Origin of the sequence: Rothia mucilaginosa, assembly GCF_019334805.1 — a bacterium.
In the GTDB taxonomy this organism is placed as follows: Bacteria; Actinomycetota; Actinomycetes; order Actinomycetales; family Micrococcaceae; genus Rothia; species Rothia mucilaginosa_C.
Genome location: NZ_CP079822.1, coordinates 1 through 26,080 on the forward strand (window position 1 = coordinate 1; position 26,080 = coordinate 26,080).

At 61.8% G+C, this 26,080-nt stretch carries 22 protein-coding genes and 2 pseudogenes; all 24 read left to right on the plus strand.

Annotated elements, in window-relative coordinates; translation table 11 throughout:
• Window position 1 precedes the first annotated feature (1 nt).
• A complete protein-coding gene (locus LPB405_RS08990) occupies window positions 2-253 on the plus strand; it encodes a hypothetical protein (RefSeq protein ID WP_257604995.1) in 252 nt (83 codons plus the stop codon).
• Entirely contained in the window at window positions 253-378 is a 126-nt protein-coding gene (locus LPB405_RS08995; RefSeq protein ID WP_257604921.1) for a hypothetical protein, read from the plus strand. Before LPB405_RS08990 ends, LPB405_RS08995 begins: the two co-directional genes overlap by 1 nt.
• Before the next feature lie 610 nt (window positions 379-988).
• The gene (locus tag LPB405_RS09000) at window positions 989-1,183 is read left to right on the plus strand and encodes a shikimate kinase (RefSeq protein WP_257604922.1); all 195 of its coding nucleotides are present in this window, start codon (window positions 989-991) and stop codon (window positions 1,181-1,183) included.
• Between the two features lie 257 nt (window positions 1,184-1,440).
• Window positions 1,441-2,556, plus strand: a pseudogene (aroB, locus tag LPB405_RS09190) (3-dehydroquinate synthase).
• A 225-nt stretch (window positions 2,557-2,781) separates the two neighbouring features.
• Window positions 2,782-3,345 (plus strand): annotated as a pseudogene (gene efp, locus LPB405_RS00015) (elongation factor P).
• Window positions 3,345-3,755: a transcription antitermination factor NusB gene (nusB, locus tag LPB405_RS00020; protein WP_219101381.1), complete on the plus strand. Its 411-nt coding sequence runs from the start codon at window positions 3,345-3,347 to the stop codon at window positions 3,753-3,755. Before efp ends, nusB begins: the two are co-directional and overlap by 1 nt.
• Window positions 3,756-4,581: 826 nt before the next feature.
• The gene (locus LPB405_RS00025) at window positions 4,582-5,070 is read left to right on the plus strand and encodes a hypothetical protein (RefSeq protein WP_152901222.1); all 489 of its coding nucleotides are present in this window, start codon (window positions 4,582-4,584) and stop codon (window positions 5,068-5,070) included.
• 141 nt (window positions 5,071-5,211) lie between these two features.
• Window positions 5,212-5,829 carry a methyl coenzyme M reductase subunit gamma gene (locus tag LPB405_RS00030; protein ID WP_257604924.1) on the plus strand — a complete coding sequence of 206 codons (618 nt, stop codon included), beginning with the start codon at window positions 5,212-5,214 and terminating at the stop codon, window positions 5,827-5,829.
• A 315-nt stretch (window positions 5,830-6,144) separates the two neighbouring features.
• On the plus strand, window positions 6,145-6,813 hold the full coding sequence (gene pyrR / locus LPB405_RS00035) for a bifunctional pyr operon transcriptional regulator/uracil phosphoribosyltransferase PyrR (protein WP_257604916.1): 669 nt from the start codon (window positions 6,145-6,147) through the stop codon (window positions 6,811-6,813).
• Entirely contained in the window at window positions 6,810-7,811 is a 1,002-nt protein-coding gene (locus LPB405_RS00040; RefSeq protein WP_005508724.1) for an aspartate carbamoyltransferase catalytic subunit, read from the plus strand. Before pyrR ends, LPB405_RS00040 begins: the two co-directional genes overlap by 4 nt.
• A gap of 30 nt (window positions 7,812-7,841) precedes the next feature.
• Window positions 7,842-9,143 carry a dihydroorotase gene (locus LPB405_RS00045; RefSeq protein ID WP_219101372.1) on the plus strand — a complete coding sequence of 434 codons (1,302 nt, stop codon included), beginning with the start codon at window positions 7,842-7,844 and terminating at the stop codon, window positions 9,141-9,143.
• A gap of 187 nt (window positions 9,144-9,330) precedes the next feature.
• Window positions 9,331-9,870, plus strand: a complete 540-nt coding sequence (locus tag LPB405_RS00050; RefSeq protein ID WP_200963021.1) for a PH-like domain-containing protein — start codon at window positions 9,331-9,333, stop codon at window positions 9,868-9,870.
• Between the two features lie 143 nt (window positions 9,871-10,013).
• Complete coding sequence (carA, locus tag LPB405_RS00055; RefSeq protein WP_219101374.1) at window positions 10,014-11,201, plus strand: glutamine-hydrolyzing carbamoyl-phosphate synthase small subunit; 1,188 nt, start codon at window positions 10,014-10,016, stop codon at window positions 11,199-11,201.
• On the plus strand, window positions 11,202-14,522 hold the full coding sequence (gene carB / locus LPB405_RS00060) for a carbamoyl-phosphate synthase large subunit (protein ID WP_219101376.1): 3,321 nt from the start codon (window positions 11,202-11,204) through the stop codon (window positions 14,520-14,522).
• Window positions 14,522-15,379, plus strand: a complete 858-nt coding sequence (gene pyrF, locus LPB405_RS00065) for an orotidine-5'-phosphate decarboxylase (RefSeq protein ID WP_219101378.1) — start codon at window positions 14,522-14,524, stop codon at window positions 15,377-15,379. The genes carB and pyrF overlap by 1 nt, the downstream gene beginning before the upstream one ends.
• Before the next feature lie 407 nt (window positions 15,380-15,786).
• Window positions 15,787-16,167: an integration host factor, actinobacterial type gene (gene mihF, locus LPB405_RS00070; RefSeq protein WP_070666537.1), complete on the plus strand. Its 381-nt coding sequence runs from the start codon at window positions 15,787-15,789 to the stop codon at window positions 16,165-16,167.
• 41 nt (window positions 16,168-16,208) lie between these two features.
• Window positions 16,209-16,766 (plus strand): guanylate kinase, encoded by a 558-nt coding sequence (gene gmk / locus LPB405_RS00075; RefSeq protein WP_005505951.1) that lies wholly within the window; start codon window positions 16,209-16,211, stop codon window positions 16,764-16,766.
• A 286-nt stretch (window positions 16,767-17,052) separates the two neighbouring features.
• Entirely contained in the window at window positions 17,053-17,511 is a 459-nt protein-coding gene (rpoZ, locus tag LPB405_RS00080) for a DNA-directed RNA polymerase subunit omega (protein ID WP_044150418.1), read from the plus strand.
• Window positions 17,512-17,541: 30 nt separating this feature from the next.
• Window positions 17,542-18,981, plus strand: a complete 1,440-nt coding sequence (locus LPB405_RS00085) for a bifunctional phosphopantothenoylcysteine decarboxylase/phosphopantothenate synthase (RefSeq protein WP_219101383.1) — start codon at window positions 17,542-17,544, stop codon at window positions 18,979-18,981.
• A 398-nt stretch (window positions 18,982-19,379) separates the two neighbouring features.
• Window positions 19,380-20,294: an RNase adapter RapZ gene (gene rapZ, locus LPB405_RS00090; protein WP_219101385.1), complete on the plus strand. Its 915-nt coding sequence runs from the start codon at window positions 19,380-19,382 to the stop codon at window positions 20,292-20,294.
• 108 nt (window positions 20,295-20,402) lie between these two features.
• Window positions 20,403-21,455: a gluconeogenesis factor YvcK family protein gene (locus LPB405_RS00095; protein ID WP_012903503.1), complete on the plus strand. Its 1,053-nt coding sequence runs from the start codon at window positions 20,403-20,405 to the stop codon at window positions 21,453-21,455.
• A 106-nt stretch (window positions 21,456-21,561) separates the two neighbouring features.
• On the plus strand, window positions 21,562-22,527 hold the full coding sequence (gene whiA, locus LPB405_RS00100) for a DNA-binding protein WhiA (protein WP_219101387.1): 966 nt from the start codon (window positions 21,562-21,564) through the stop codon (window positions 22,525-22,527).
• 221 nt (window positions 22,528-22,748) lie between these two features.
• Complete coding sequence (locus LPB405_RS00105; protein WP_219101389.1) at window positions 22,749-24,017, plus strand: helix-hairpin-helix domain-containing protein; 1,269 nt, start codon at window positions 22,749-22,751, stop codon at window positions 24,015-24,017.
• The gene (locus LPB405_RS00110) at window positions 24,017-26,062 is read left to right on the plus strand and encodes a ComEC/Rec2 family competence protein (protein WP_219101391.1); all 2,046 of its coding nucleotides are present in this window, start codon (window positions 24,017-24,019) and stop codon (window positions 26,060-26,062) included. The genes LPB405_RS00105 and LPB405_RS00110 overlap by 1 nt, the downstream gene beginning before the upstream one ends.
• The last annotated feature ends 18 nt before the right edge of the window (window positions 26,063-26,080 follow it).

Here is a 26,080-nt window from a genome sequence, read left to right on the forward strand (position 1 = left end):
TGTGGAGCGGGGTGTTCGCCCGGTCGCTTCGAGCCCCCTTGCGCGTATTGCTGCGGCTACGCAGCGTGCGCGAGGGGGCGCTTCGCCGCGCCCGGAACCCGGCGCAGAACCCGGTGTATCTACTGCGGCTGAGCGGAGTGTTGAGACTGCGGGCGCTGAGGCTGTTGAGGTTGCTGGCGCTGGGGTTCGTGAGACTGTTGCGCGTGAGGATTCTTCCCGCCCGGCTTCTCGCGTGCCCACCCCGCTGACCTGATGCGTTCTGGCGCCCGCTCCCTGCCCGCCGCCGCTGCGGCGAACACGCAGGGTGTGCGCCTGTACGCCTCCTCGGTGTCTGAGGACGCCGACCCGGCGCTCGGTCTGGACGAGACCTGCGCCTGAAGCTGCTCAGCGCCCTGCAGGGCATGGGCACCGCCGAAGAGGAATCCGGCAAGGAGCCGCGACGGCGGAAGCACCCAAGCCGACTGCACCCAAGCCTACACCCGCCAAGCCCGCAGCTCCAAAACCGGTCGCGCCGTCGGTAGTCGCTACGCCGAAGCCTGCCGCGCCCAAGCCGGCACCTCCGAAACAGGCTCAGCCTGCGGCGGGGGAGAGCGCTTCTGCTCCCGTGCAGGAGGCTGAACCGCAGTCTCCGGAACCTCAGCCGCCCGCAGCCCCCGTAGCTATGCCCGCTGAACACGCCAAGCCGGTTCGTCCGACCCCGGCGCTGTTCGGTAAGGTTCAGGTTGCCGCGCCCGCAGAGGCATGCATGCCGGAAGAACCCGTTGCGCTGGAAGAACTGGCGCGCCGGAAGAAACCCCCGCAGAGGCACTCGCAGAAGACGAGTCCGCCTGCGGTGCTCGCATCCACCCGCAGCAGGTGCGTGAAATGCACGAGAACTTCGCGGAACGCTCCCGCCCATTGTGCTCATCGGCCCCATGGCGGCAGGTAAGACCTACATTGGTACGCACCTGGCGCGTTTCTACGGCTACGAGTTCCTCGACGCACCATTGTGGAACGCTACGGCGAAGTCTCCGAGATCTTCGAGATTTTTGGTGAGGCACACTTCCGCGAGCTCGAACGCAAAACCATTGAAGAGGTCCTCACCTCGCCCGTGTACCGCAACACGGTGTTCTCCCTGGGCGCGCCCATGACCGATTCGGTGGCGGAGCTGCTCAGGCGAATGCGTGGTGTACATCCTCGTTGATGCTGACACCGTCACCCCGCGCATTACCGGCAACAAGACCCGCCGCCTGTTGCAACCGAACCCGGTTGAGCCGGTGGACCGAAATTTTTGAGCGCCGCCGCAGCCGATACGAAGAGCTGGCGCACTTCACCTGGATGCACGAGGCGGCCGCCCCATCACCGAGATGACGCCGAGATCCAGGCGTACGTGACCGCAACCCGTGCCTCCCGTGCGCAGCGCCCCCAAAGCATAACCCCTCACCTGTGAAAGGACACATGATGAGCATCAGCCCACCCCACTTTCGGTGCCTCCGCGCGGAAGATATCACCCGCATCCCGGTGACTGGCAGCTCCCCGCGTGAGAACTATGAGGTTCTCATCGGCCACAACCTGCTCGGTAAAATCCCCGAAATTCTGGGCAACCGCACCAAGAAGGTGCTCGTGATTCACCCGCGTGCCCTGCGTTCCACCGGTGAGTGGTCATGGAAGACCTGCGTGCCATGGGCTACGAGTCGTTCAGCCCGAAATCCCGGATGCTGAGGAGGCGAAGCACTACGGTGGCGGCGTTCTGCTGGCAGGTGCTCGGTCAGAACGACTTCACCCGCACCGACGCGATCATCTCCGTGGGTGGCGGCGCTATTACGACGTTGCGGCTTCGTGGCGGCAACCTGGCTGCGCGGCGTGCGCGTCATCCACATTCCGACCACCCTGCTCGGCATGGTGGACGCTGCCGTGGGCGGTAAGACCGGCATCAACACCGCCGAGGGTAAGAACCTGGTCGGCGCGTTCTGGCCGCCCGCCGCGGTGCTCTGCGAATCGGCACCCTGCGCACCTGCCTGAGCATGAGCTGCTGACCGGCATGGGTGAGGTCGTCAAGTGCGGCTTCATCGCAGACCCCGAAATCTCGATCTGATCGAGGCGAACCCGAACGCCGTACGCGACTCGCAGTCCGCCGTGATGCGTGAACTCATCGAGCGTAGCGTGCGCGTGAAGGCGGAGGTCGTCTCCGAGGACCTGCGCGAATCCGGCCGCCGCGAAATCCTGAACTACGGCCACACCCTCGCCCACGCCATTGAGCGCAACGAGCGTTACCAGTGGCGTCACGGCGCGGCAGTGTCCGTCGGCATGGTCTACGCCGCCGAACTGGCGCTGGCAACCGGCCACGCCGACGAAGAACTCGTGGCACGTACCCGCCGCATCCTCGAATCCCTGGGCCTGCCCACCTCCTACAAGGCAGACGCATGGCCCCAGCTGCTCGAAGCAATGCGCCGCGACAAGAAGGCACGCGGCAACCTGCTGCGCTTCATCATTCTTGACGGTTTGGCTCGCCCGCGCGTCTACGAGGTGCCGGACGACTCGATCCTGTACATGACCTACCAGGAGATTACCGAGTAGGTGACGGGTCCCGTACATTTACCGGATGCACCCGCCACGCGGCTGCCAGCATATGCACACCAGCATGCGGCAGCGGGCGGGGTGCCACAGAAAAACTGTGGCGCCCCTGCTAGGCAAATTCGTGCGCATCCTGTAGAATGTACGGGACATATTTTGCTCATTGAAAACTTAGCGCCGCGCCGGGTACCACTACGGCGTGAGCGTCGATGACACGAAGGAGAGCCCATGGCATCCACCACCGATATTAAGAACGGCGCCCGTCCTGAAGATTGACGGCAACCTCTGGTCCGTCGTAGAGTTCCAGCACGTTAAGGCCCGGTAAGGGCGGCGCATTCGTCCGCACCAAGCTGCGCAACGTTACCTCCGGCAAGGTCGTCGACCGCACCTTCAACGCTGGCGCTAAGATCGAAACCGCAACCGTTGACCGCTCCGACTACCAGTACCTGTACCAGGACGGCGACGACTACGTCTTCATGGACATGAAGACCTACGACCAGATCAACGTTCCCGCAACCGTTGTCGGCGACGCAGCAAACTACATGCTCGAGTCCCAGACCGCAACCATCGCAATGCACGAGGGCAACCCCCTGTACATTGAGCTGCCCGCATCCGTGGTCTCGAAATCACCTACACCGAGCCCGGCCTGCAGGGTGACCGCTCCACCGGCGGCACCAAGCCCGCAACCGTTGAGACCGGCTACGAGATCCAGGTTCCCTGTTCCTGGAGACCGGTACCAAGGTCAAGGTTGACACCCGCACCGGTGAGTACCTCGGTCGCGTGAACGACTAATGAATTCGCGTACGAAAGCCCGATTGCGCGCCCTCGAAGTGCTCTTCGAGGCGGATCAGCGCAACGAAGATTATATTGAGGTACTCCGCCGCCGCCGACTGTACACGGTAGCGCAGATTTCTGCATACTCTGAGGAAATCATTCGTGGCGTCCGCGACCACGACGAAGAAATCCGCGAGTTTGTGAGACTTACGCCCCGTGACTGGTCCTTCGAGCGTATGCCCGCCGTGGACCGTGCCGTGCTGCGTATTGGCACTTGGGAGCTTCTGTACAATGACGAAGTTCCGGATGCTGTCGCAATTTCTGAGGCTGTCGGTCTGGCGCGTGTGCTGTCCACGAATGAATCTCCGAAGTTCGTGAACGGTCTGCTGGATAAGCTCCGTCAGGTGAAGCCGACCCTGCTCGCGTAAGACGTCCCGCCGCGACATGCCCGCCACCTATGGCTGGTTGGTTTGCCGCCGTTGAGGATGCACCCGCAGGGGAGCGTACGTGAACCCCCCGCCGTACTGTAGTTCGCTACAGGACGGCGGGGGTTTCTGTGTCTACGCTGCGTTTGGCTGGCGCAGTTCTGCGTGGGGTTCCGGATTTGGTGCGGATGCGCTTGCTGGGTTCGGCGGTATTCGAGGCTTTGCCGGAGCCCGTGGATAGGGGCTGGTGGTAACAGGCGAGGCTTCACCGGACAACGCGGGCGGGGGAGTGCCCCCTCTGCGGCGCTGAGCGCCTCGAGGACGGAGCCCCCGCCCGCGTGCCCGGTATGCGCCTCGTGCAGTATCAGCTATTCGCTTTGAGCGGATGCGGTCGCCCCGCGTGCCCGGTATGCGCCTCTATGCATACCTCAGATATGCCCTTGTCTGCACCGATATGAACGGAACATTGCCAAGTGGACAAATAGTGAGCCGGGGTGTGTGCTCTGTGGATATATGTTAGGGTAATGGCATCAACCGATAACATTCCGCTGAATTCCACACGTTGTTGCGTGGATAATTCTGCGGTTTACACAACCACACACCAGAAAAGAACCAACAATGATGTTCAACCGTACTTCTATTGCCGCGCTCTCTGCGGCGATGATGCTCACCCTGTCGCTGTTCCGGCGGCGCGCAGGTCAACGCAGAATCGAGCGCTTCCACTTCCGCGAGCACTGAATCCGCAAGCGCCGAAGCTTCCGCAACCCCCACTCCTTCACCTACCCCGACCGGCCCGTCTGGCTCCGAGATTGTACTGGTTCGCCCGAGCGTGGACACCAATAATGATTCGAAGGAAGCTGAAAACGCGGCGCTTGTCGCAGCGTACGCCGTATTGGACCAGCATCTACGTGTTAAGAACGCATGGGTGCATGGAGATCTGGAGCATACCAGCGATGAGGAACTATTGCAGTATGTAGATAAGCGCATTCTTGAAAGCGTTAAAAAGCAGGTAGAGTCTATGCGTAAGCTCGCTGTATCCGCTCCTGTGGAAGGCGATATTGTTTTCCGTGATGTTCGCTTTCCCTCTATCTACAGTTTGGAGCACTCTGACGGTTCTAAGCCGTCGCAGCCTAACGCTGGTATAGCCATCACCTACTGTGAAGATACCAGCAATATTCGTATGTCTGACGGGCGTAGGCTGAACGCCAGCCAAACACGGAGGATTTTTATCGTTCGACGTGATGACGGGGCATATGTTCTCGGCAGTACCGATATTGAGCATGAAGGTTGTGACTATGAGGTAGACGAGGTTGTCTAACCTCCGCCCTTAATCTAATGGGACGCATATCGGGCACACGGGGAGGCTACCCCGCCTGTGTTGCTCGATATGCGCCTCCAGCAGTCACCGTTTCATAGCCGTCTTTTGGCGGCACAACCACACACCAGAAAAGAACCAACAATGATGTTTAACCGTAGTTCTATTGCCGCGCTCTCGGCGGCAATGATGCTCACCCTGTCCGCATGTTCTGGCGGCTCGCAGGTCAACGCAGAATCGAGCGCATCCACTTCCGCGAGCGCTGAATCGGCAAGCGCCGAAGCTTCCGCAACCCCCACTCCTTCACCTACCCCGACCGGTTCTGAGGTTGTCGAAATCCGTGCCGCCGTTGACACCACCGTTGACTCAGAAGAAGCACGAAAAGCTGCAGGAGAAGCTGCTAAGCAAGTGCTGGAACAGGACGTGCGCCTTCGGAATGCCTGGATGCAGGGGAACCTGGAACATACCAGTGAAAAGGATCTCGCTAAGTATATGGAACCGAAGGGCGTTAAAAGCACCCTGGATGGTTTTGCGGACTTACGTGAAACACTTCAGGAAGGGCCGTTCAGTGGGCAGATTGAAATCCGCGATGTAGAAGTAGTCGAAGTATCTGCCTCAACGGACCAAACGGGCAGAGCACCCCTAACGCCGTTGTTCGTGTGCAGTATTGCGAAGACTGGGGAAGCCTTCGCTGGCCAACCGGCGAACCTATTGTTCTTGATGATTCTCTCGCAACAGAGGAAATGCGCGAGAACATTATGATTCGTCGACCTGACGGTGTGTTTGTGATTCAGAGTGGCCGCAAAGTTCAGGGTGACTGCAAGCCCTCGCAGCACTAACGCTTTCAGAAATGGGAAGGTACTTGAAGTACATCTGAGTGTGCTTCAACTACCTTCCCACTTCTATTTTTGGCCTCATGCTATAGACGTGCTTCTTCAATAGGTGCTTCTGATATCCCCGCAGCCCCTCACCGTGAGCGGTCTCTCGCCGAACCTGAACGTAGCCTGTGAACTGTGGTACCCTACTAGAAGCACAAAACCTTTAAATCCGTCCCGTGAGGCGGGGAAGGAGACGGCTATGCCTGGGTCAACTGTACCCACATCCGGCGCGAATCAGGGGCGAAATGTAACCGCAGCCCCCCATTCGGCAACCCCTCAAAGCACCTCCGAGGACGCGACCACCGTCGGCCGCACCATCCTCAGCGAGGACGAAATCCGCCGCGCCCTCACCCGCATCGCCTATGAAATTATTGAAACCAATAAAGGCGTAGAAAACCTCGTACTCATCGGCATCCGCTCCCGCGGCGTGCCCCTCGCCGTACGACTCGCAGCCCGCATCCAAGCCATCGAGCCGAACTTCAACGCAGAAACACGAATCGGTGCCCTGGACATCACCGCCTACCGCGACGACCAGCGAACCGGCGGCGCCACCTCCCCAGAAACCGCAGGGGAAAGCATCATGCCCACCATCGGCATTGAAGGCAAAACCGTAGTCCTCGTTGACGACGTCCTCTACTCCGGCCGCACCGTACGCGCCGCCCTCGACGCACTCAACGCCCACGGACGACCCGCCCTCGTACGCCTGGCAGTCCTCGTAGACCGCGGACACCGGCAACTACCCATCCGCGCCGACCATGTGGGCAAAAACCTGCCCACCAGCGCTAGCGAAACCGTGCGCGTCGTACTGACTGAAACCGACAACGCAACAGACCGAGTTGACATTATCCAGCTGGGAGGGCTCTCATGAAGCATCTGCTCGACACCCGCGAACTAACCCGCGAAGAAGCCATCGAAATCCTTGACGTCGCCGACTACATGGCGCAGGTCAAAGCCGAAAACCGCACCCTCAACGTGCTCAACGGCAAGACCGTCGTCAACCTCTTCTTCGAGGACTCCACCCGAACCCGCCTCTCCTTCGAAGCCGCAGAGAAGCGCCTGGGCGCCGCCGTCACCAACTTCTCCGCTTCTGGCTCCTCCCTGTCTAAGGGCGAGTCGCTCAAGGACACCGCGCAGACCCTCAAGGCGATTGCCGCGGATGCGTTCGTGATTCGCCACTCGGCATCCGGCGCACCGCAGCGCCTCGCCGAGGCAGGCTGGACCGACATCCCCGTACTCAACGCGGGTGACGGCACCCACGCGCACCCCACCCAGGCACTGCTCGACGCCGTGTCCCTGCGCCAGTACAAGGCAGAACGCGACGGCCTCGACAGCCCCCGCGGCACCGACCTGTCCGGCATGCGCGTGCTCATCGTCGGCGACATCCTGCACTCGCGCGTGGCACGCTCCAACCTCTGGCTGCTGACCACCCTCGGTGCGCAGGTCGTCTTCGTCGCGCCGCCGACCCTGCTGCCGCTGAACACCGCCTCCTGGGTTGAAGAAGCAGGCGTAGAAATCTTCCACGACTTCGACGAAGCCATCGCCACCAACCCGGACGCCGTCATGCTGCTGCGCATCCAGAAGGAACGCATGAACGCCGCGTACTTCCCCTCCGCAGAGGAGTACACCGAGCTGTGGGGCCTGACCGCCGAACGCTTCGCAACCCTGCAGGCGCAGCCGCAGCCGGTCGCAATCCTGCACCCGGGCCCCATGAACCGCGGCCTGGAAATCTGCACCGAAGCCGCCGACGCCACCAACTCCTGGGTCTTGCGCCAGGTCAGCAACGGCGTGGCGCTGCGCATGGCGGTGCTCTACCTGCTTCTGACCGACGGCTCCAGCGCCAAGCTCTACGCCGGCGACGAATCCTAAACGACCTTCCTAACGAGAGGAACCAACACCATGAGCAAGTACCTGATTAAGGGCGCAAGCCTCTACGGCGAAAAGGTCGCCGACATCCTCATCGAGGACGGCGTGATTAGCCGCATCGCAGAGAACATTGACGCCGCAGATGCACAGGTCGTCGAGGCGGCAGGCCAGGTGGCGCTACCCGGCCTGGTCGACATCCACACCCACCTGCGTCAGCCCGGCTACGAGGCATCCGAAACCGTCGAGACCGGCACCCGCGCAGCAGCCCTGGGCGGCTACACCGCAGTGTTCGCCATGGCAAACTCCATGCCCGTGGCAGACACCGCCGCAGTCGTTGAGCAGGTTGACCGCCTCGGCAAGGAATCCGCATGGTGCCGCGTGCAGCCCATCGGCGCAGTGACCGTGGGTCTGAAGGGTGAGCGCCTCTCCGACATTGGCGGCATGGCGAACTCCACCGCGAACGTGCGCGTGTTCTCTGACGACGGCATGTGCGTGTACGACCCCGCCGTGATGCGTCGCGCCCTCGAATACGTCAAGACCTTCGACGGCGTTATTGCGCAGCACGCGCAGGAGCCGCGCCTGACCGAAGGCGCCCAGATGAACGAAGGTAAGGTGTCCGCTGATCTGGGTCTGACCGGTTGGCCCGCCGTCGCTGAAGAGGCAATCATTGCCCGCGACGTGCTGCTGGCTGAGCACCTGGACTCCAAGCTGCACATCTGCCACCTGTCCACCAAGGGCTCCATTGAGGTTGTGCGCTGGGCTAAGTCCCGCGGCGTGAAGGTGACCGCGGAGGCAACCCCGCACCACCTGCTGCTCACCGACGAGACCGCACGCACCTACGACCCGGTGTTCAAGGTGAACCCGCCGCTGCGCACCGAAGAGGACGTCATGGCGCTGCGTCAGGCAGTTGCTGACGGCATCATCGACGTGATTGGTACCGACCACGCACCGCACCCGGCAGAGACCAAGGAATGCGAATGGGCATGCGCTGCCAACGGTATGACCGGCCTGGAGCAGGCACTGTCCATCATCCAGATGACCCTGGTTGACACCGGCATGATTACCTGGCGCGATGTGGCACGTATCCTCTCCGAGGAGCCCGCGAAGATTGGTCGCCTAGACCACGAGCAGGGCCGCCCGCTTGCCGAAGGCGAACCGGCAAACATTGTGCTGGTCGATCCGAAGGCAACCCGCGTCATCAAGCCGGAGGAGCAGGCAACCAAGGGTAAGAACAACCCCTACCGCGGCATGGAGGTGCCCGGCTCGATCCGTGCAACCTTCTACGCTGGCCACCCGACCGTGCTGAACGGCGAGCTGGCAACCCCGCGCCGCTAACCCGCGAGGCGAACCGCGTTGTGACCGTACGTGGTGATTGCGCCTGGGCGGTGGTAGGTTCACGCCTGCCACCGCCTCGCCGGGAGGTTCAACCGCGCCGGGAGCACCGCCCCCAACCTCACCAACCCAGACCCACCAACCCGGCCGAGATCATCGACCGAGACCCCAACCGAAAGAGAGAACCTTCGTGGGAAAGTTCCTGACCGCCGTCATCTGCATCGCCCTGGTCGCCCTGTGCATCTACGGCATGTGGCACGGATGGCGCTCGCGCCTGGCACGCCAGGCGAACATGTTCGGCTCCCTCAAGGAAGTTCCCGAACGCTACGAGGGCATGACCGCTGACGCCGCTTTCGAGGGCGAGTACGTCAGCACCACGATTTTCGGTAACTGGCTGGACCGCGTGGGTTTCGATTCGCTCGGCTTCAAGAGCAAGTCCACCCTGCTGATTTACCCGGACAGCATCATCTTCACCCGTAACGGCGCGAAGGACCTGTGGATTCCGGCGAAGAAGCTCGCAGTCATCACCACCGACCGCGGTATGGCGGGTAAGGTTGTGGAGAAGAACGGCCTGGTCGTGATTGGTTGGACCCTCGACGGTCACCGCGTGCAGACCGGCTTCCGCACCCGCTACGCCGAGGACAAGCAGGCGGTACTGCAGGAGCTGCGCCGCATCGCCCCGAACGCGGTGGATGCGCCCGAGAAGTGGGCGGCAGAACCGGAAGCCTAAACCCCGGACAAACCGCGAAACGTATAGATTTTGCCCCACGGCAGGCGAACACCCCGCCGAAGGCACCATAGACTACCCCGGAACCTGCACGGTAGAGGCCGTACAGGAAGCGGGGGAGAACACCAGAGAAAAGGAAGAAGAGCATGACTGACATGACACGATCCGGCGCCCTGCGTACGGACCGCGCGATGCTCGTCCTGGAGGACGGCACCGTCTACCGCGGCTATGGCTACGGCGCAACCGGCGCGTCCCTGGGCGAGGCGGTTTTCTCGACCGGTATGACCGGCTACCAGGAAACCCTGACCGACCCCTCCTACGCGGGTCAGATTGTGGTTCAGACCGCTCCCCATATTGGCAACACCGGCGTGAACACCACCGACGCTGAGTCCCGCAAGATTTGGGTTGCAGGCTACGTGGTTCGCGACGCAGCACGCGTGGCATCCAACTGGCGTTCTGAGCGCACCCTCGACGAAGAGCTCATCGAACAGGGCATCGTCGGTATTCAGGGCATTGACACTCGCGCCCTGACCCGCCGCCTGCGTTCGAGCGGTTCGATGCGTGCGGGCGTGTTCTCCGGTGAGCACGCAGAACGCCCCGAAGCTGAACTGCTGGAGGAGGTGCGCGCCTCCGAGCCGATGGCTGGCCGTAAGCTCGCTGACTCCGTTTCGGTTGACACCGCCTACACCGTTGAGCCGCACCAGTTCAACTGGTTCGCACCCCCGGTCGCAACCATTGTTGCCCTGGACCTGGGCATTAAGTCGATGACCCCGCAGCGTTTCGCTGAGCGTGGCGTGCGCGTGCACGTGCTGCCCGCAAGCGCAACCCTCGAGGACATCTACTCCCACAACCCTGACGGCGTGTTCTTCTCCAACGGCCCCGGTGACCCGGCAACCGCTGACGAGCAGGTTGAGCTGCTACAGGGCGTGCTGCGTAAGGGCACCCCGTTCTTCGGCATCTGCTTCGGTAACCAGCTGCTCGGCCGCGCCCTGGGCTTCGGCACCTACAAGCTGCCTTTCGGCCACCGCGGCATCAACCAGCCGGTCATGGACAAGACCACCGGCAAGGTTGAAATCACCGCGCAGAACCACGGCTTCGCTGTGGACGCGCCGATTGGCGACTACGTGACCGCACCGAACGCCGAGTTCGGTCAGGTCATGGTCTCCCACGTGGGTCTGAACGACAACGTGGTTGAGGGCCTGACCTGTAAGGACATCCCCGCGTTCTCCGTGCAGTACCACCCCGAGGCTGCTGCGGGCCCGCACGATTCCGCCTACCTCTTTGACCGTTTCATCGACCTGATGGTCGCAACCAAGACTGCAAAGGAAGCATAAATGCCTCGTCGTACTGACCTTAATAGCGTCCTCGTCATCGGTTCCGGCCCTATCGTCATCGGTCAGGCAGCGGAATTCGACTACTCCGGCACTCAGGCGCTGCGCGTGCTGAAGGAGGAGGGCGTGCGCGTCATCCTCGTGAACTCGAACCCGGCAACCATCATGACCGACCCCGAGTTCGCGGACGCCACCTACATTGAACCCATCACCCCCGAGGTGATTGAGAAGATCATCGAGAAGGAAAAGCCGGACGCAATCCTGCCGACCCTGGGTGGTCAGACCGCGCTGAACGCGGCTATCTCCCTGGATGAGCGCGGCGTGCTCGCCAAGTACAATGTTGAGCTGATCGGCGCGAACATTGAGGCGATTAACCTCGGTGAGGACCGTGAAGCATTCAAGGGCGTGGTGGAGCGCGCCGGCGGCGAGTCTGCCCGCTCGGTGATCGTTCACTCCATGCCGGAGGCGCTGGAAGCCGCTAAGGAGCTGGGCTACCCGATGGTGGTCCGCCCCTCCTTCACTATGGGTGGTCTCGGCTCGGGTATGGCGTACAACGAGGAAGACCTCTACCGTATTGCCGGTGCCGGTATTCAGTACTCGCCGACCAGCGAGGTCCTGCTGGAGGAGTCCATCCTCGGCTGGAAGGAATACGAGCTGGAGATGATGCGTGACACCAACGACAACGTCGTGGTCGTCTGCTCCATCGAAAACTTCGACCCCGTGGGCGTGCACACCGGTGACTCCATCACCGTGGCCCCCGCACTGACCCTGACCGACCGTGAGTTCCAGAAGCTGCGCGACATCGCGATCAACGTGATTCGTGAGGTTGGCGTGGACACCGGTGGTTGTAACATCCAGTTCGCGATTGACCCGAAGACCGGCCGCATCATCGTCATTGAGATGAACCCGCGCGTGTCTCGTTCTTCGGCGCTCGCGTCGAAGGCTACCGGCTTCCCGATTGCGAAGATTGCGACCAAGCTGTCCCTGGGTTACACCCTGGATGAGATTCCGAACGATATCACCCAGAAGACCCCGGCATCCTTCGAGCCGACCCTCGACTACGTGGTCGTGAAGGTTCCGCGCTTCGCGTTTGAGAAGTTCCCGGCTGCTGACCCGACCCTGACCACCACCATGAAGAGTGTTGGCGAGGCTATGGCTCTGGGCCGTAACTTCACTGAGGCTCTGCAGAAGGCTATGCGTTCGCTGGAGCAGAAGGGCGCGTCCTTCTCGTTCAAGCCGCTGTCCCTGTCTGAGGCTGAGCTGGCTGAGCTGATTGAGAAGACTAAGGTTGCGACCACTCAGCGTATTTACCAGGTTCAGCAGGCTCTGCTGGCCGGTGCTACCGTGGAGCAGCTGCACGAGGCTACCAAGATTGACCCGTGGTTCCTGGATCAGCTGGTGCTGCTGAATGAGGTTGCCGGCGTGGTTCACGCTAAGCGTGACCACCTGGATCCGGAGACCCTGAAGCTGGCTAAGCGTCACGGTTTCTCGGACGCTCAGATTGCTGAGATTATCGGCTCTTCTGAGGATGTTGTGCGCGGTGTTCGCCACGCTCTGGGTATCCGCCCGGTCTTCAAGACTGTTGACACCTGTGCCGCCGAGTTTGAGGCGTTCACTCCGTACCACTACTCCTCCTACGACCTGGAGGATGAGGTTGCGCACCACGAGAAGCCCTCGATTATGATTCTGGGTTCGGGCCCGAACCGTATCGGTCAGGGTATCGAGTTCGACTACTCCTGCGTGCACGCTTCGCTGGTGCTGCGTTCGCTCGGTTACGAGACTGTCATGGTCAACTGCAACCCTGAGACTGTTTCGACTGACTACGATATTTCGACTCGCCTGTACTTCGAGCCGCTCACCCTTGAGGATGTGCTTGAGATTGTTGAGTCGGAGCGTCGTACCGGCGGTCTGATGGGCGTGTTCGTTCAGCTGGGCGGTCAGACTCCGCTGAAGCTGGCTCGTGCCCTGAAGGATGCGGGCGTGCCGATTCTGGGCACCACCCCCGAGGCTATTGACCTGGCTGAGGACCGCGGCGAGTTCTCTCGCGTGCTGGAGGAGGGCGGCCTGATTTCGCCCAAGAACGGTACCGCGTTCACTTTCGAGGGTGCTAAGCGCATCGCCGATGAGATTGGTTACCCGGTTCTGGTTCGTCCTTCGTACGTGCTGGGTGGCCGTGGCATGGAGATCGTCTACGATGAGGCGAACCTGGCACGCTACCTGGAGAACGCTACCGAGGTTTCGCCTTCGCAGCCTGCTCTGATTGATAAGTTCCTTGAGGACGCTATCGAGATTGACGTTGACGCCCTGTTCGACGGCGAGGAGCTGTACTTGGGCGGCGTCATGGAGCACATTGAGGAAGCCGGTATTCACTCGGGTGACTCCTCTTGTACTCTGCCTCCGATTACTCTCGGCCCGGACATCATCGCGAAGGTGAAGGACGCTACCGAGAAGATTGCTCGCGGTACCGGTGTGCGCGGCCTGATTAACATTCAGTTCGCGTACGTGTCTGAGAACCTGTACGTGATTGAGGCGAACCCGCGTGCCTCTCGTACTGTTCCGTTCGTGTCGAAGGCTACCGGCGTGCAGATGGCTAAGGCTGCTGTGCTGATTGGTCTGGGCAAGAGCATTGCGGAGCTGAAGGCTGAGGGCTACCTGCCGTCGAACATGGATGGCGCGTCCCTGCCTGAGGAGACCGCGATTGCTGTGAAGGCTGCGGTTCTGCCGTTCGCTCGTTTCCGCACTCCCGAGGGTGTGGTGGTCGATTCGCTGCTGAGCCCGGAGATGCGTTCGACCGGTGAGGTCATGGGTCTGGATAAGCACTATGACACCGCGTTCGCGAAGGCTCAGGCTGGTGCTGGTTCGCCGCTGCCGACCTCCGGTAAGGTGTTCATTTCGGTGGCTAACCACGATAAGCGTAACGTCATTATTTACGCGAAGATGCTGGAGTCGCTGGGCTTCGAGATTGTTTCGACCGGTGGTACCGCTGAGATTCTGCGCCGTAACGGCCTGAACTCGGTGATTGTGGCTTCGAAGTTCGCTGAGGCGAATGGCGACCACTCGATTGTGGACATGGTCCGCAACGGTGACATTGACCTGATTCTGAACACCCCTGCCGGTGGCGCTGCTCGTAGCGATGGTTACGAGATTCGTGCCGCTGCGGTTTCGGTGGGCTGCCCGGTCATGACCACTATTTCTGAGTTCGCTGCGGCTGTTCAGGCGATTAATGCTCTGCGTGAGCACAGCTGGGACATCATGAGCCTGCAGGAGCACGGCGTTCAGCTGGCTGCCGCTGTGGATGCTCGTTCTGAGGGTGGCGAGGCGTAATGTCCGCCGCTTTTGGTGATCGCCTGGCGAAGGCGATGGCGGAGCGCGGCCCGCTGTGTGTGGGTATTGACCCGCATCCGAACCTGCTGGAGCAGTGGGGTCTTGAGGATTCCGCTGCCGGCCTGGCTGCTTTTACTGAGGCGGTCTATGAGGGTTGCGCCCCGTTTGCGGCGGCATTGAAGCCTCAGGTGGCGCTGTTTGAGCGTCACGGTTCGGCTGGTCTTGCTGTGCTGGAGGCGCTGTTCGCCCGCGCTGCCGCTGATGGTGTGCTGATTGTTGCTGACGCTAAGCGCGGCGATATCGGTTCGACCATGAAGGCGTACGCGGATGCGTGGCTCGGCTCGTCTTCGCCGCTGGGTACCGATTCGGTGACTTTGAGCCCGTATCTGGGTTTTGAGTCGCTGCGTCCGGCGCTGGATTTGGCGGATGAGAATGACCGCGGCACGTTCGTGCTGGCGCTGACCTCGAACCCTGAGGGTAAGAGCGTTCAGCACGTGGGCGCATCGGAGTCCGAGGGCGCGGTGGCCAAGCGCATTATTGCCGCGGCGGTAGCCGAGAACGCCTCCCGCCAGTGGGAGCAGATGGGCCCGTGCGGCCTGGTGGTCGGTGCGACCGTCGGCCAGGCGCTGGTTGACCTGGGTATTGACCTGGGTTCCTTCAACGGCCCGATTCTGTCGCCGGGTTACGGTGCGCAGGGCGCTTCGGCGGCTGATCTATACCGCGTGTTTGCTGGCGTTGAGTCGCAGGTGCTGGTGAATTCTAGCCGTGGCGTGCTGGCCGCTGGTCCCTCGGTTGAGGGCCTGGCGCAGGCTGCGCAGGCGGCTCGTGATGACCTGTTGGCGGCTCGCGGCGCATAGTTCGCGTGTTGCGTGAGGGGCGTGTGCTCCGGGTGGATTCTGTTGAGGGTCTGCTCGGGGTGCGCGCCCCTTTTGCGTACCCCTCGTGCGTGCCTGTTTTATCGCATTTTTTCGGTACACCCGCATGCATAATTTTGCCGCCGTGCACTCGCGCCGATGCGAGTTTGCTCACCTCTGTAGCGGGGGAGTGCGCCCGCTCTATGAGGTGCGTGCGTGGCTCCACTTTTGATAGGGCGAATACTCCGCTATGCTATAGGGGTACTCCCTGATATTTACGTGCTGACGTGCGTAGACGCATTGTTGGTGCGAGGGTGAGTGCCGCGGGTGGAACGAGGATTCTCGTGTCATCCGTGTTACATTAGTTGATAAGTAAAATTCTATAACTCGCAGAAATGGGGGACCCAACCATGCCGCTGACTCCGCTAACTGAGGATGCGCGCGCCTCCGCCCGCGAGAAGGCAGTACTTGCCCGAGCACACCGCCAGGAAATTAAGCGTGCACTGAGTGACCGTGAACTTTCCGTGCGTCAGGTGCTCGACATGGTCGATTCCGACCCTGCACTGGCTAAAATGCCGGTGGGGCAGATGTTGCGCGCACTTCCGGGCATTGGTGCCGTTCGAGCTGAACGCATCATTGAAGAACTTCATATTGCACCGACTCGCCGCCTTGGCGGCCTTGGTGTACACCAGCGTCGCAAGATGGTGGAGTACTTCAACCGTAATTCGCGGTATTTGAACCGTGCACGTCGCAGGACTAATACTCTGCCTCCTGAATCTTCTCAGCCCTAATACCTCGTGCCTTCAGCCGATGAAGGTGCAGTAAGGAAGCTATGTCTCAGCCGACTCTCACCGTACTGGCTGGCCCCACTGCTGTTGGCAAGGGTACGGTGTGCCAGTACATTCGTGAGAACTACCCGAACGTGTGGTTCTCTGTTTCCGCTACCACTCGTGATCCTCGCCCCGGTGAGGTTGACGGTACTCACTACTATTTCGTTTCGATGGAAGAGTTTGACCAGATGATTGCTGACGGTCAGATGCTTGAGTACGCTGTGGTGCACGGTAAGAACAAGTACGGTACTCCGCGCGCTAAGGTCCAGGAGGCTCTGGATGCTGGCCGCCCGGTGATCCTTGAGATTGACCTGCAGGGTGCTCGCCAGATTCGCGAGACCATGCCTGATGCTCGCCTGATTTTCTTGGCTCCTCCGAGCTGGGATGAGCTGGTGTCGCGTCTGGTGGGTCGAGGTACCGAGAGTGAGCAGGAGCAAGCTCGTCGCCTTGAAACCGCGAAGGTTGAGCTGGCTGCTGAGAAGGAATTTGACGTCACGGTCGTCAACGACTCTGTTGAGCGTGCGGCGAAGGAGATTGCTGAGCTGATTGGCGCCGCCTAATCTGCATGCTTTGCGTTTGCGGTGGGGCTAGAGTTTCTTCCGACCTGTAGTTCTGCCGCGAGGCGTTGTGAAGGGTGGGGGTTTCGAAGAGTTTTCTTCGGGCCCCCACCTTTTTCTATGGGCTGACACCTTTTGTCCAGGCTGGTACGTGCGTTTTAGCCGTTGAGAGGGTAGAATAGTTCTTTAGTTTTGACCGTGCCCTCAGTGCGCCCGGTTTGCGCCATAGCGCGAACGGTGTGCGGGGGTGTTCGGTACGTACATTCCATCAAGCTATTTGGAGTTTTTAGTGGCAAACGAAATCAAGGAACACGAGGACTACAACTTCGTTGACGGTGTCGCTCCCGAGGGCATCGTGAGCCCCAGCGCTGACGCGCTGATTGAGAAGGCGGAGTCCAAGTACGGCCTGGTGATTTTCGGTGCCCGCCGTGCACGCCAGATTAACGCGTACTACGCTAACCTGCAGGACAATACTGCTGCGCACGTTGGCCCGCTGGTTGACGCTGAGTCGAACGAGAAGTCCCTGTCGGTGGCAATGCGTGAAATCATTGCTGACCGTGTTGTGGCGGAGCACCGCCCGGACGCTAAGTTCGACGAGGACGGCTACCCGATTCCCGAGGATCTGTCCGCTGTGATTGATTTCAGCGCGGCTGAGTTCTCTGGCGCTATCGAGGAGGAGTACATCCCCGCAGGTAGCGAAGAGGTTATTGCTATCGAAGAGGTTATCCTCGACGAGTCCGCTGAGTAATCTGCTTCTACAAGGATTCTTTGACGTACCATGCGCATTATCGTTGGTATTGGAGGGGGCATTGCTGCGTACAAGGCGGCGATGCTCCTTCGTCTTTTTGCGAAGAATGGCGACGAGGTGATTGCCATGCCCACCCCGAACGCGACGAAGTTCGTGGGTGTTCCCACTCTGGAGGCGCTGAGCGGCAACCCCGTCTCAACGGACGTATTTGACCGCGTGCCGGAGGTGAACCATGTGCGTCAGGCTGAACAGGCTGACGCTGTGGTGATTGCCCCGGCGACCGCTGATTTGCTGGCTCGTTTGGCGGCTGGTCGTGCGGATGATCTGCTGTCCTCTACGGTGTTGACGACGCACGCCCCGGTGATTTTGGCGCCGGCGATGCACACCCAGATGTGGGAGCATCCGGCGACTCAGGCGAATGTGCAGACGCTGCGTTCGTGGGGTTATCACGTGATTGAGCCTGCGATTGGGCGTTTGACGGGCCCGGATTCTGGTCCGGGTCGCATGCCTGAGCCGGAGGATATTTTCACGGTGGCTCTGGATGTGATTGCCCGCTTCCCGAAGGGTCAGGTGCACCCGGTGTACACGCCCGGTTACGCGCCGACTGAGCCCCTGTACACGGGTACGGAGCAGGAGCGTATGGCGGCGGCGCGTGCGGCGACGCTGACTTCGGCGCTGCTGGGCCAGGGTGATTCGGGCAAGACTGAGCCTGGTCAGATTGAACCCAGCCAGGCAACTGGCGCATCCGAATCGCTGCGTGGCCCTCTGGCTGGTCGCCTCGTGGTCATTACCGCCGGCGGTACCCGTGAGGCGCTGGACCCGGTACGCTTCCTCGGCAACCGTTCGACCGGCAAGCAGGGTGTGGCGCTCGCGGAGGCGGCACGCGACCTGGGCGCGACCGTTCACCTGATTGGTGCGAACCTTGAGGTTCCTGCGCCGGAGGGTGTGCAGGTGACCCGCGTGGTGAGCGCCCTGGAGCTGCGCGAGGCGACCCTTGAGGCGAGCGCGGCGGCAGATGTGCTGATCATGTCTGCGGCGGTGGCTGATTTTAGGCCCGCCGAGTTTGCCGAGTTCAAGATTAAGAAGAGCGCCGATTCTGAGGATGCGCCGGTGATTCAGCTGGTGCGCAACCCGGATATTCTGCGTGAGGTCGTGGTGCGCCGCCAGCAGGCTCGTGAGGCAGGGGAGAGCACCCTCGGTCCGAAGCTCATTGTTGGTTTTGCGGCGGAGACCGGTTCGGCGGAGAAGACTCCGTTGGAGCTGGGTCGTGAGAAGCTGCAGCGTAAGGGCACGGACTTCCTGGCGGTCAATACGGTGGGTGTGAATCGTGGTTTCGGCACGGACGATAACACGATTACGCTGCTGTCGACTCTGAATGATGAGGCGCCGGTGTTCTCCGGTTCGAAGAAGGAACTGTCCGTGCGTCTGTTGGAGCATGTGGCGGCGTTCCTGCCTGAGCTTTCTGCCTAAGCTTTTGGCCTGAGCTTTCTGTCTAAGACAACCTGGCGCATCCGCGTATAGTTGCGGAGCGTTCATAGTTCGAAACGTTCGTGGCGTGGAGCCCGTGCGGTGCCTCCTGTGGGAGGTACCGTGCGGGCTTTGCTGTACCCTCCAAATCTGCTATACCCCCGGCTCTGCTGCCTGCCTGCTCCTCCGTAGCTCTGCCGCCCGCCTTCTTCTGTAGCCCCCTTGGAGAGCATTATGCGCAAGCACTTGTGATGCGGGTTTCTTTCTTCTGGGGTTCACTCGGGGGAGTGCCTCATATTTCTGTCATACTGGTGAAATTTCTGACCGTACCCCTGAACCGTCAGATAAAGGTCTTGTATCATGGCATAGAGAGTATTTCGCGTTGAAGGGGAAGAAGCACCATGCCCGAGAATCAGAGCAAGCCCGCCACGGTAGAGTCCGCCCAGAGTGAGGAGCGCCCTCAGATTCTGGTGATCACCGGTATTTCCGGTGCAGGCCGCAGTACTGTCGCAAATGTACTGGAGGATGAGGGCTGGTACGTTATCGATAACATCCCGCCGCAGATGCTCGGTTCCCTGGCTGAGCTGGTGACCCGCGACGGTGCGCGAGTTCCGAAGGTGGCGCTCGGTATTGACGTTCGCGCCCGCGCCCTGTTCTCCGATCTTCCCGCTGCGATTGAGACTCTGCGCAAGTCCGATATTGACTTCTCCATGCTCTTCCTTGACGCCAAGGATGAGACCATTATTGCCCGCTACGAGGCTCAGCGCCGCCCGCACCCGCTGCAGGGTGAGGGCCGCGTCCTCGATGGCATCCGCGCTGAACGCACTCTCTTTGAAGGTCTGCGCCTCGCTTCTGACCGCACCATTGACACCACCGGCATGAACGTTCACGAGCTGGCTCGTACCGTGCGTGAAATGTTCGCTGAGGGTGCGGATAAGAAGCTGAACCTGACCGTGATGAGCTTCGGCTTCAAGTACGGTGCGCCTTCGGACGCTAACTATATGGCTGATATGCGTTTCATCCCGAACCCGCACTGGGTTCCGGAGCTGCGCCCCCTGACCGGTCAGGACGCCCCGGTGCGCGACTACGTGCTGGAGCACGCGGGCACCGAGGAGTTCATCAGCAACTACCTTGCGGCTCTTCGCCCCGTGCTTGAGGGCTACCGCCGCGAGGGCAAGTACTACGCCACCATCGCTATTGGCTGCACCGGTGGTAAGCATCGTTCCGTGGCTGTGACGGAGGAACTGGCTCGTCGTCTCTCTGCTTTCGGTGAGCTGAACGTGAATGTTCAGCACCGTGACAAGGGCCGCGAGTAAGTTTTTCCCGGCGCGTCCCAACCACCGCGTCGTGATTCATTAGCCGCCGTCCGGCCCCGCACCCGTGGGACCGGCATACCATTCCTTCCGGGTATGTGAGGTATTACTATGTCCACCCATTCGACCAGTTATGACACTCAGGGTATTCCGCGCCTGCCGGCTCTGCCGACTCAGGCTCTGCGCCTGTTGAAGACCACGCACCGTTCGCCGAAGGTCACGGCGATGGGCGGCGGCCACGGGCTGTACGGTTCCCTGTCTGCGCTTCGCCACGTCACGCCTGATTTGACGGCTGTTGTGACGGTTGCTGACGATGGCGGTTCGTCGGGTCGTTTGCGTGAGGAGATGGGTATTCTCCCTCCCGGGGACTTGCGTATGGCGCTTTCTGCGCTGTGTGATGACACCGATTGGGGTCGCACGTGGCGTGATGTGATGCAGCATCGTTTTAGCGCGCCCGAAGGTTATGAGGGTGAGTTCCCGCTGGATTACCACGCTCTCGGTAACCTGCTGATTGCTACTCTCTGGCAGCTGCTGGATGACCCGGTTGCCGGTCTGGACTGGGCGGGTGCCCTGCTGAACGCGCGCGGCCGCGTGCTACCGATGGCGCTGGATCCGATGGTCATTTACGGCACCGTGCTGCGTGAGCATAACGGTGGCGGTATTGAGCGTGTGAAGGTGGTCGGCCAGGTGAACCTCTCGAAGGAGGAACGGGTTCACGATATTGGTCTGACCCCTGAGAATGCTCGCCCCTGCCCGGAGGCGCTCTCCGCTATTGAGGAATCCGATTGGATTGTTTTGGGTCCGGGTTCGTGGCGTACGTCGGTTCTGCCGCATCTGCTGTTGGACGCTCAGCGTGAGGCGATTATCCGCACGGAGGCGCGCCGCTGCGTGGTCATGAACCTCTCCGATGATAAGGAGACGGTCGGTTTCACCCCGGCAACGCACCTGGATTTGTTGCGCCAGTACGCCCCGAAGCTTCACCTTGACGCGGTGATTGCTGACGCTGACATGCAGGCTGATCACCGTTCCGAGCTGGAGCGGGAGGCTTCTGCGATGGGTGCGAAGGTTGTGTGGGCGCATCTGCGTTCGAGCTCCCAGCCGAATGTGCACGACCCGCTGAAGCTTGCGGCTGCGTATAACGAAGCGTTTGAGCTGAGCTCTTAGATTGACTGGCTTGGATTTGCGGCTCAGGCGTGATGCTTGAGCTGGCTGTTTTGTGCGCTCTTTTCCTGATTTTTAGACTTTAACACTACGCCCAGAAGGACCTTTCATGGCATTAACCACGCTCGTCAAGGACGAACTCGCCAACTACGAGGCAACGAAAGTCTCTGCTCGTAAGGCAGAAATCTCTACGATTCTGCGTTTTACCGGAGGCCTGCACATCGTCTCGGGGCGAATCGTGGTGGAGTCTGAGGTCGACCACGAGGCAACCGCCCACCGCATGCGCCGCACCATCGCGGAGATTTACGGTCACGACTCTGAGCTGACCAGCGTCAGCGGTGGTGGCCTGCGTCGAGGCGGCCGCTACATTGTGCGTGTGGATCACGGCGGTGAGGCACTGGCTCGCCAGACCGGCCTGCTGGATTTGCGTGGCCGCCCGGTGCGTGGCCTGCCGCCGGCTGTGGTGAACGGCTCCCTGCAGGACGCCGAGGCGGTTATGCGCGGTGCGTTCTTGGCGCACGGTTCGCTGACTGAGCCGGGTCGTTCCTCCTCCCTGGAGATTACCTGCCCCGGTCCGGAGGCGGCACTCGCGCTGGTGGGTGCGGCTCGTCGCCTGGAGATTATTGCGAAGGCACGCGAGGTGCGCGGCACCGACCGTGTGGTGGTGCGTGACGGCGAGACCATTTCGCAGCTGCTGGAGCGTATGGGCGCGACTAGCACCCTGACCACGTGGCGTGAGGCGCGCACCCGCAAGGAGGTTCGTGCGACCGCGAACCGTCTGGCGAATTTTGATGATGCGAACCTGCGCCGTAGCGCTCAGGCGGCTGTTGCGGCGAGCGCCCGCGTGGAGCGTGCCCTGCAGATTCTGGGGCATGAGGCGCCGGATCATCTGCGTTATGCCGGTGAGCTGCGTGTGCTGCATAAGCATGCGTCGTTGGATGAGCTGGGTCGTCTGGCTGATCCGCCGATGACGAAGGACGCGATTGCGGGCCGTATTCGTCGCCTGCTGGTGATGGCTGATAAGCGTGCTTCGGAGCTGGGTGTTCCCGGTACTGAGTTGCCGCGCGAGGACTAAGCGAAGGCTAGATTCTGCTCTCAAACGGTGTGGGAAGCTCGTGTGGCTGAGGTGTTTGTGACGGCTTTGTGACAAGCCGCAACCCGCTGTTTTTGAACAAAAACCGCATATTTTTCAAAAATGAACCTGTGGATGGCTCCTTTCGCGCCGATCGAGGGGAGTTATCCACAGGTTCTTTGCGTGCGCTCGTGCGTTCACGCGCGTGAGCCTAGGGTAGGGGTATGACGAGCATGACCCCCAACCCCGACCAGAATGCTGTACAGAGCCCTGTGCAAGACAACGCACCCCAGCAGGGTGGCACAGCCCAGCCGGGCGGCGCGCAGCGTAGCGCCCGTTCCCTGATGAACAGCCTCTACCGCAGCCCCCGCGCCCGCAAGAACGGTGCGCCGGATGCCGAGGACACCGTACCTCTGGCTATTGCCGCTGAGGTAACGCCCGCGGAGGTAGCTGCCGAAGAAGCTGAGGCACCGCAGCCTGAATTTTCGCTGCCTAATTCTTCTCAGCCCGGCACCGCACAGCCCAGGGCGAGCCAGCCCGTACCTACCGGCGACCCTGTACCTACCAGCAAGCCCACGGCATCCCAGCCGGAGTCGAATGGTTGGGCTGACTGGGATCAGCAGCCCGATTGGAACGAGGTGGACGACTGGGCGGAGTGGGAGCAGACCGATCAGCCCGGCACCACCCGCAGTGCCCGTTGGGGCTTGTCGCCGCGCGTGCTGCTTCTGGTGGCGGTGTTGGCGTTGGTTGCCGTGGTGTGGGGTGTGACCCAGTTTTCGGCGGCGCCGCGTGCCGAGCAGGTCGCCTCCCCGGGCGCTTCTGCCGAGTCGGTGCAGGCGGTGGGTGCCCAGCAGAGCCCCGGAACTCAACCCGGCACCCAGTCCGCTACTCAATCTACTGCCCAGCCGGGCGCTAACCCGAGTGAATCTGCGCAGGGTGGCGCCTCCGGTGAGGCTACCGTGCGGGTGCACGTGGCGGGTGCCGTGAACAATCCCGGCGTGTACACGCTACCCGCGCAGGGTCGTGCCGTGGATGCGATTGCCGCCGCCTCCGGTGCCGCCGCGGATGCTGACCTGGACCGCGTAAACCTTGCCGGTGCGCTCAGTGACGGGGTGCAGATTTATGTGCCCCATCGTGGTGAGACGGCTGCTCCGGCGCAGATTCAGCCCAATGGTGGAACGGCAAATGCGGGTCAGGGTAACGCGGCGAATGGTGCAGCGCAGAACGGCGCTTCTCAGGGTGGCACTCAGCCTCAGCCTGCGCGCACGCTAACTCCTGCGGGCAGCGCGCAGAAGGGTTCAACCCCGGTGAACATTAACACCGCCACCGCTGAGGAGCTACAGACCCTGCCGCGTATTGGTCCGGCGATGGCTCAGCGCATTATTGCCTGGCGTGAGGCGCACGGCGGTTTCCGTAGCGTGGATGAGCTGGATGCGGTGCCTGGCATTGGTCCGTCGATGCTGGAGAATCTGCGTCCGCTGGTGACGGTCTAATGCCCCGGCAAAACCGCAGGCCGAACCGCCCGCAGGCAGGGGAGCAGGAACTCTTTCCCGGTTCCTTGCGCCTCACCCGGCGCCTCATCCGGTCCGCGGCTACGGCGTATGACCGCGTCCGCTACCGCTGGAGCATCGGCGCTGAACGGTGGCGTACCCGCCGTGATGAGCAGGAGCTGCGCGCCCAGGGAAGCCTCATTCACCTGGACTTTCGCCTGAGTTTTACGGTGCTGGTGCTGTGGGCTTTTACCGCGGCGGCGCTGACCGTGGGTACGTGGCGGGTGGTGCATCCGCTGGCGTGTGTGCTCATTGCCCTGCTGGGGTGCCTGGTGATTCTGCTGTTCTTTCCGCCGCGTGCGGTGATGCCCTACAGCCTGCTCTTTCGCACGACCGGTCAGCTGGTTTTTCTGGCGTGTATTGTCACGGTTCAGGCGGTGCTTTTGTGCGCTACGGGGGTGGATGCATCCCGCGCCACCCTGCAGCAGGCGCAGGGTGCCTCGCTTCGTCTGAATGGCACGGTGGAGCAGGTTCGCCGCGTGGATCCGCGCACTACTCTGGTGGTCATTAAGCTGGAGGAAATTCAGGGGCGGAGCGTGCGTGCGCTGGTGAATGAGCGGGTACGCGTGTATCGGCGTGACGGTTCGGCAAAGAGCGCCGCGCAGCGCCTGGAGGCACGTTCGGCGGCGAGCTCGGCAGCTCAGCAACAGGGGAGCGGTACCGCGCGCTCGCAGGCGATTTATCCGGGCATGAAGGTGACCGCTCTCGGCACGGTGGAGTTCAACGGTTCCACGGCGAAGCTGAGCGGCGCAACTATTTTTCCTGCGCCCGCCTACGGTACCGGGTCGAACGCTGTCACCCGGACGGCGGCGGAGCCGTACCTGTCCACGCTCAAGGAGCAGCTGCGCACCCGCGCCCTGGACGCCCTCGGCACGGAGTCGGCGGCACTGGTTTTGGGTACCGCCTACGGGGATGATTCGCTGATGAGTTCGACCGCGCGGGAGGAGTATAAGCTCAGCGGGCTCAGCCATATTACGGCGGTGTCCGGGGCGAATATTGCCATTGTGTTTTTGGGTGCGTACCGGCTAGTGTTGACGGTTCGCCCGTACCGCCTCGCCAGCGCATACCTGCTGTTCCGTTCCTGGATACAGCGGTTGCGGGGGAGAGGCGCGGCTCGTTCTCGCCGCCCCGCGTACCCCCGCCACGCCGCCCCCGCTCAACAATCGGCCTACCCGCAACAACCTACCCCGCCAAATGCCCACGCCCTGCCGCCGCTCGTGCATCGGCTGAGCACCCTCGCCATTCCGCACCGCGTCATGGTGCTGTGCGGGGTCGCGGCGGTGCTCGCCTACGCCATGCTGCTGGACTCTGAGGGTTCCGTGATTCGTTCCCTCGCCATGGGTCTGCTCGGCGCTTACGCGATGCTGCGCGGTTCGGGCCGCCAGTCCTTGGCGGCGCTGCAAACAACGGTACTGACGTGTCTGCTTGCCGCCCCGCACCTCGCCGTGGATATGGGGTTCGCCCTGTCGGTGACGGCAACCTCCGCGCTGATTCTGCTGGGCCCGCCGCTGATTCGCCTGCTCATGCGCGTCATGCCGGTGTTCTGCGCGGAAATGCTCGCCGCGCCGATTGTGGCGTCCCTGTGGTGCACTCCGCTGATTTTGGCGATGAGCGGTAAGGTGCCGCTCTACTCGGTTCCGGCGAACCTGATTGCCGCTACTTTAGCGCCGCTGAGTATGCTCGCCGGGCTGGCGGCACTCGGATTCATGCTCCTGGGTCTGCCCACTGCGGCGGATCTGTGCCTGCGTGCCGGTGGCCTTGCCGCGCAGGGCATCGAGTGGGCGGCACACACTGCCGCGCACGCGCCGGGTAACCCGTGGGAGCCCGGTTCGAGCGTGCCGGCGGTGGTGTGTAGCGCCCTCTGCGTGCTGGCGTTGAGCATTGCCCTCTGGTGGGTGGATGCGCGCCGCTACCGTGCGGTCACGCACCGGCAGTATTTGCGGGTGGTACCGCGCACCGCGCGCTCCCATCAGCCCGCCCGTCCCTGACCGACTGACCCTGACCGA

Excerpts from the sequence above, each read along its gene's own strand:
- nusB (WP_219101381.1), top strand. The coding sequence starts at position 3,345 with ATGAATTCGCGTACGAAAGCCCGATTGCGCGCCCTCGAAGTGCTCTTC.
- LPB405_RS00085 (WP_219101383.1), top strand. The coding sequence starts at position 17,542 with ATGCGCATTATCGTTGGTATTGGAGGGGGCATTGCTGCGTACAAGGCG.
- LPB405_RS00030 (WP_257604924.1), top strand. The coding sequence starts at position 5,212 with ATGATGTTTAACCGTAGTTCTATTGCCGCGCTCTCGGCGGCAATGATG.
- gmk (WP_005505951.1), top strand. The coding sequence starts at position 16,209 with ATGTCTCAGCCGACTCTCACCGTACTGGCTGGCCCCACTGCTGTTGGC.
- LPB405_RS00105 (WP_219101389.1), top strand. The coding sequence starts at position 22,749 with ATGACGAGCATGACCCCCAACCCCGACCAGAATGCTGTACAGAGCCCT.
- LPB405_RS00095 (WP_012903503.1), top strand. The coding sequence starts at position 20,403 with ATGTCCACCCATTCGACCAGTTATGACACTCAGGGTATTCCGCGCCTG.
- rapZ (WP_219101385.1), top strand. The coding sequence starts at position 19,380 with ATGCCCGAGAATCAGAGCAAGCCCGCCACGGTAGAGTCCGCCCAGAGT.
- carB (WP_219101376.1), top strand. The coding sequence starts at position 11,202 with ATGCCTCGTCGTACTGACCTTAATAGCGTCCTCGTCATCGGTTCCGGC.
- carA (WP_219101374.1), top strand. The coding sequence starts at position 10,014 with ATGACTGACATGACACGATCCGGCGCCCTGCGTACGGACCGCGCGATG.
- LPB405_RS00045 (WP_219101372.1), top strand. The coding sequence starts at position 7,842 with ATGAGCAAGTACCTGATTAAGGGCGCAAGCCTCTACGGCGAAAAGGTC.
- whiA (WP_219101387.1), top strand. The coding sequence starts at position 21,562 with ATGGCATTAACCACGCTCGTCAAGGACGAACTCGCCAACTACGAGGCA.
- LPB405_RS00110 (WP_219101391.1), top strand. The coding sequence starts at position 24,017 with ATGCCCCGGCAAAACCGCAGGCCGAACCGCCCGCAGGCAGGGGAGCAG.
- mihF (WP_070666537.1), top strand. The coding sequence starts at position 15,787 with ATGCCGCTGACTCCGCTAACTGAGGATGCGCGCGCCTCCGCCCGCGAG.
- LPB405_RS08995 (WP_257604921.1), top strand. The coding sequence starts at position 253 with ATGCGTTCTGGCGCCCGCTCCCTGCCCGCCGCCGCTGCGGCGAACACG.
- LPB405_RS00040 (WP_005508724.1), top strand. The coding sequence starts at position 6,810 with ATGAAGCATCTGCTCGACACCCGCGAACTAACCCGCGAAGAAGCCATC.
- pyrF (WP_219101378.1), top strand. The coding sequence starts at position 14,522 with ATGTCCGCCGCTTTTGGTGATCGCCTGGCGAAGGCGATGGCGGAGCGC.
- pyrR (WP_257604916.1), top strand. The coding sequence starts at position 6,145 with ATGCCTGGGTCAACTGTACCCACATCCGGCGCGAATCAGGGGCGAAAT.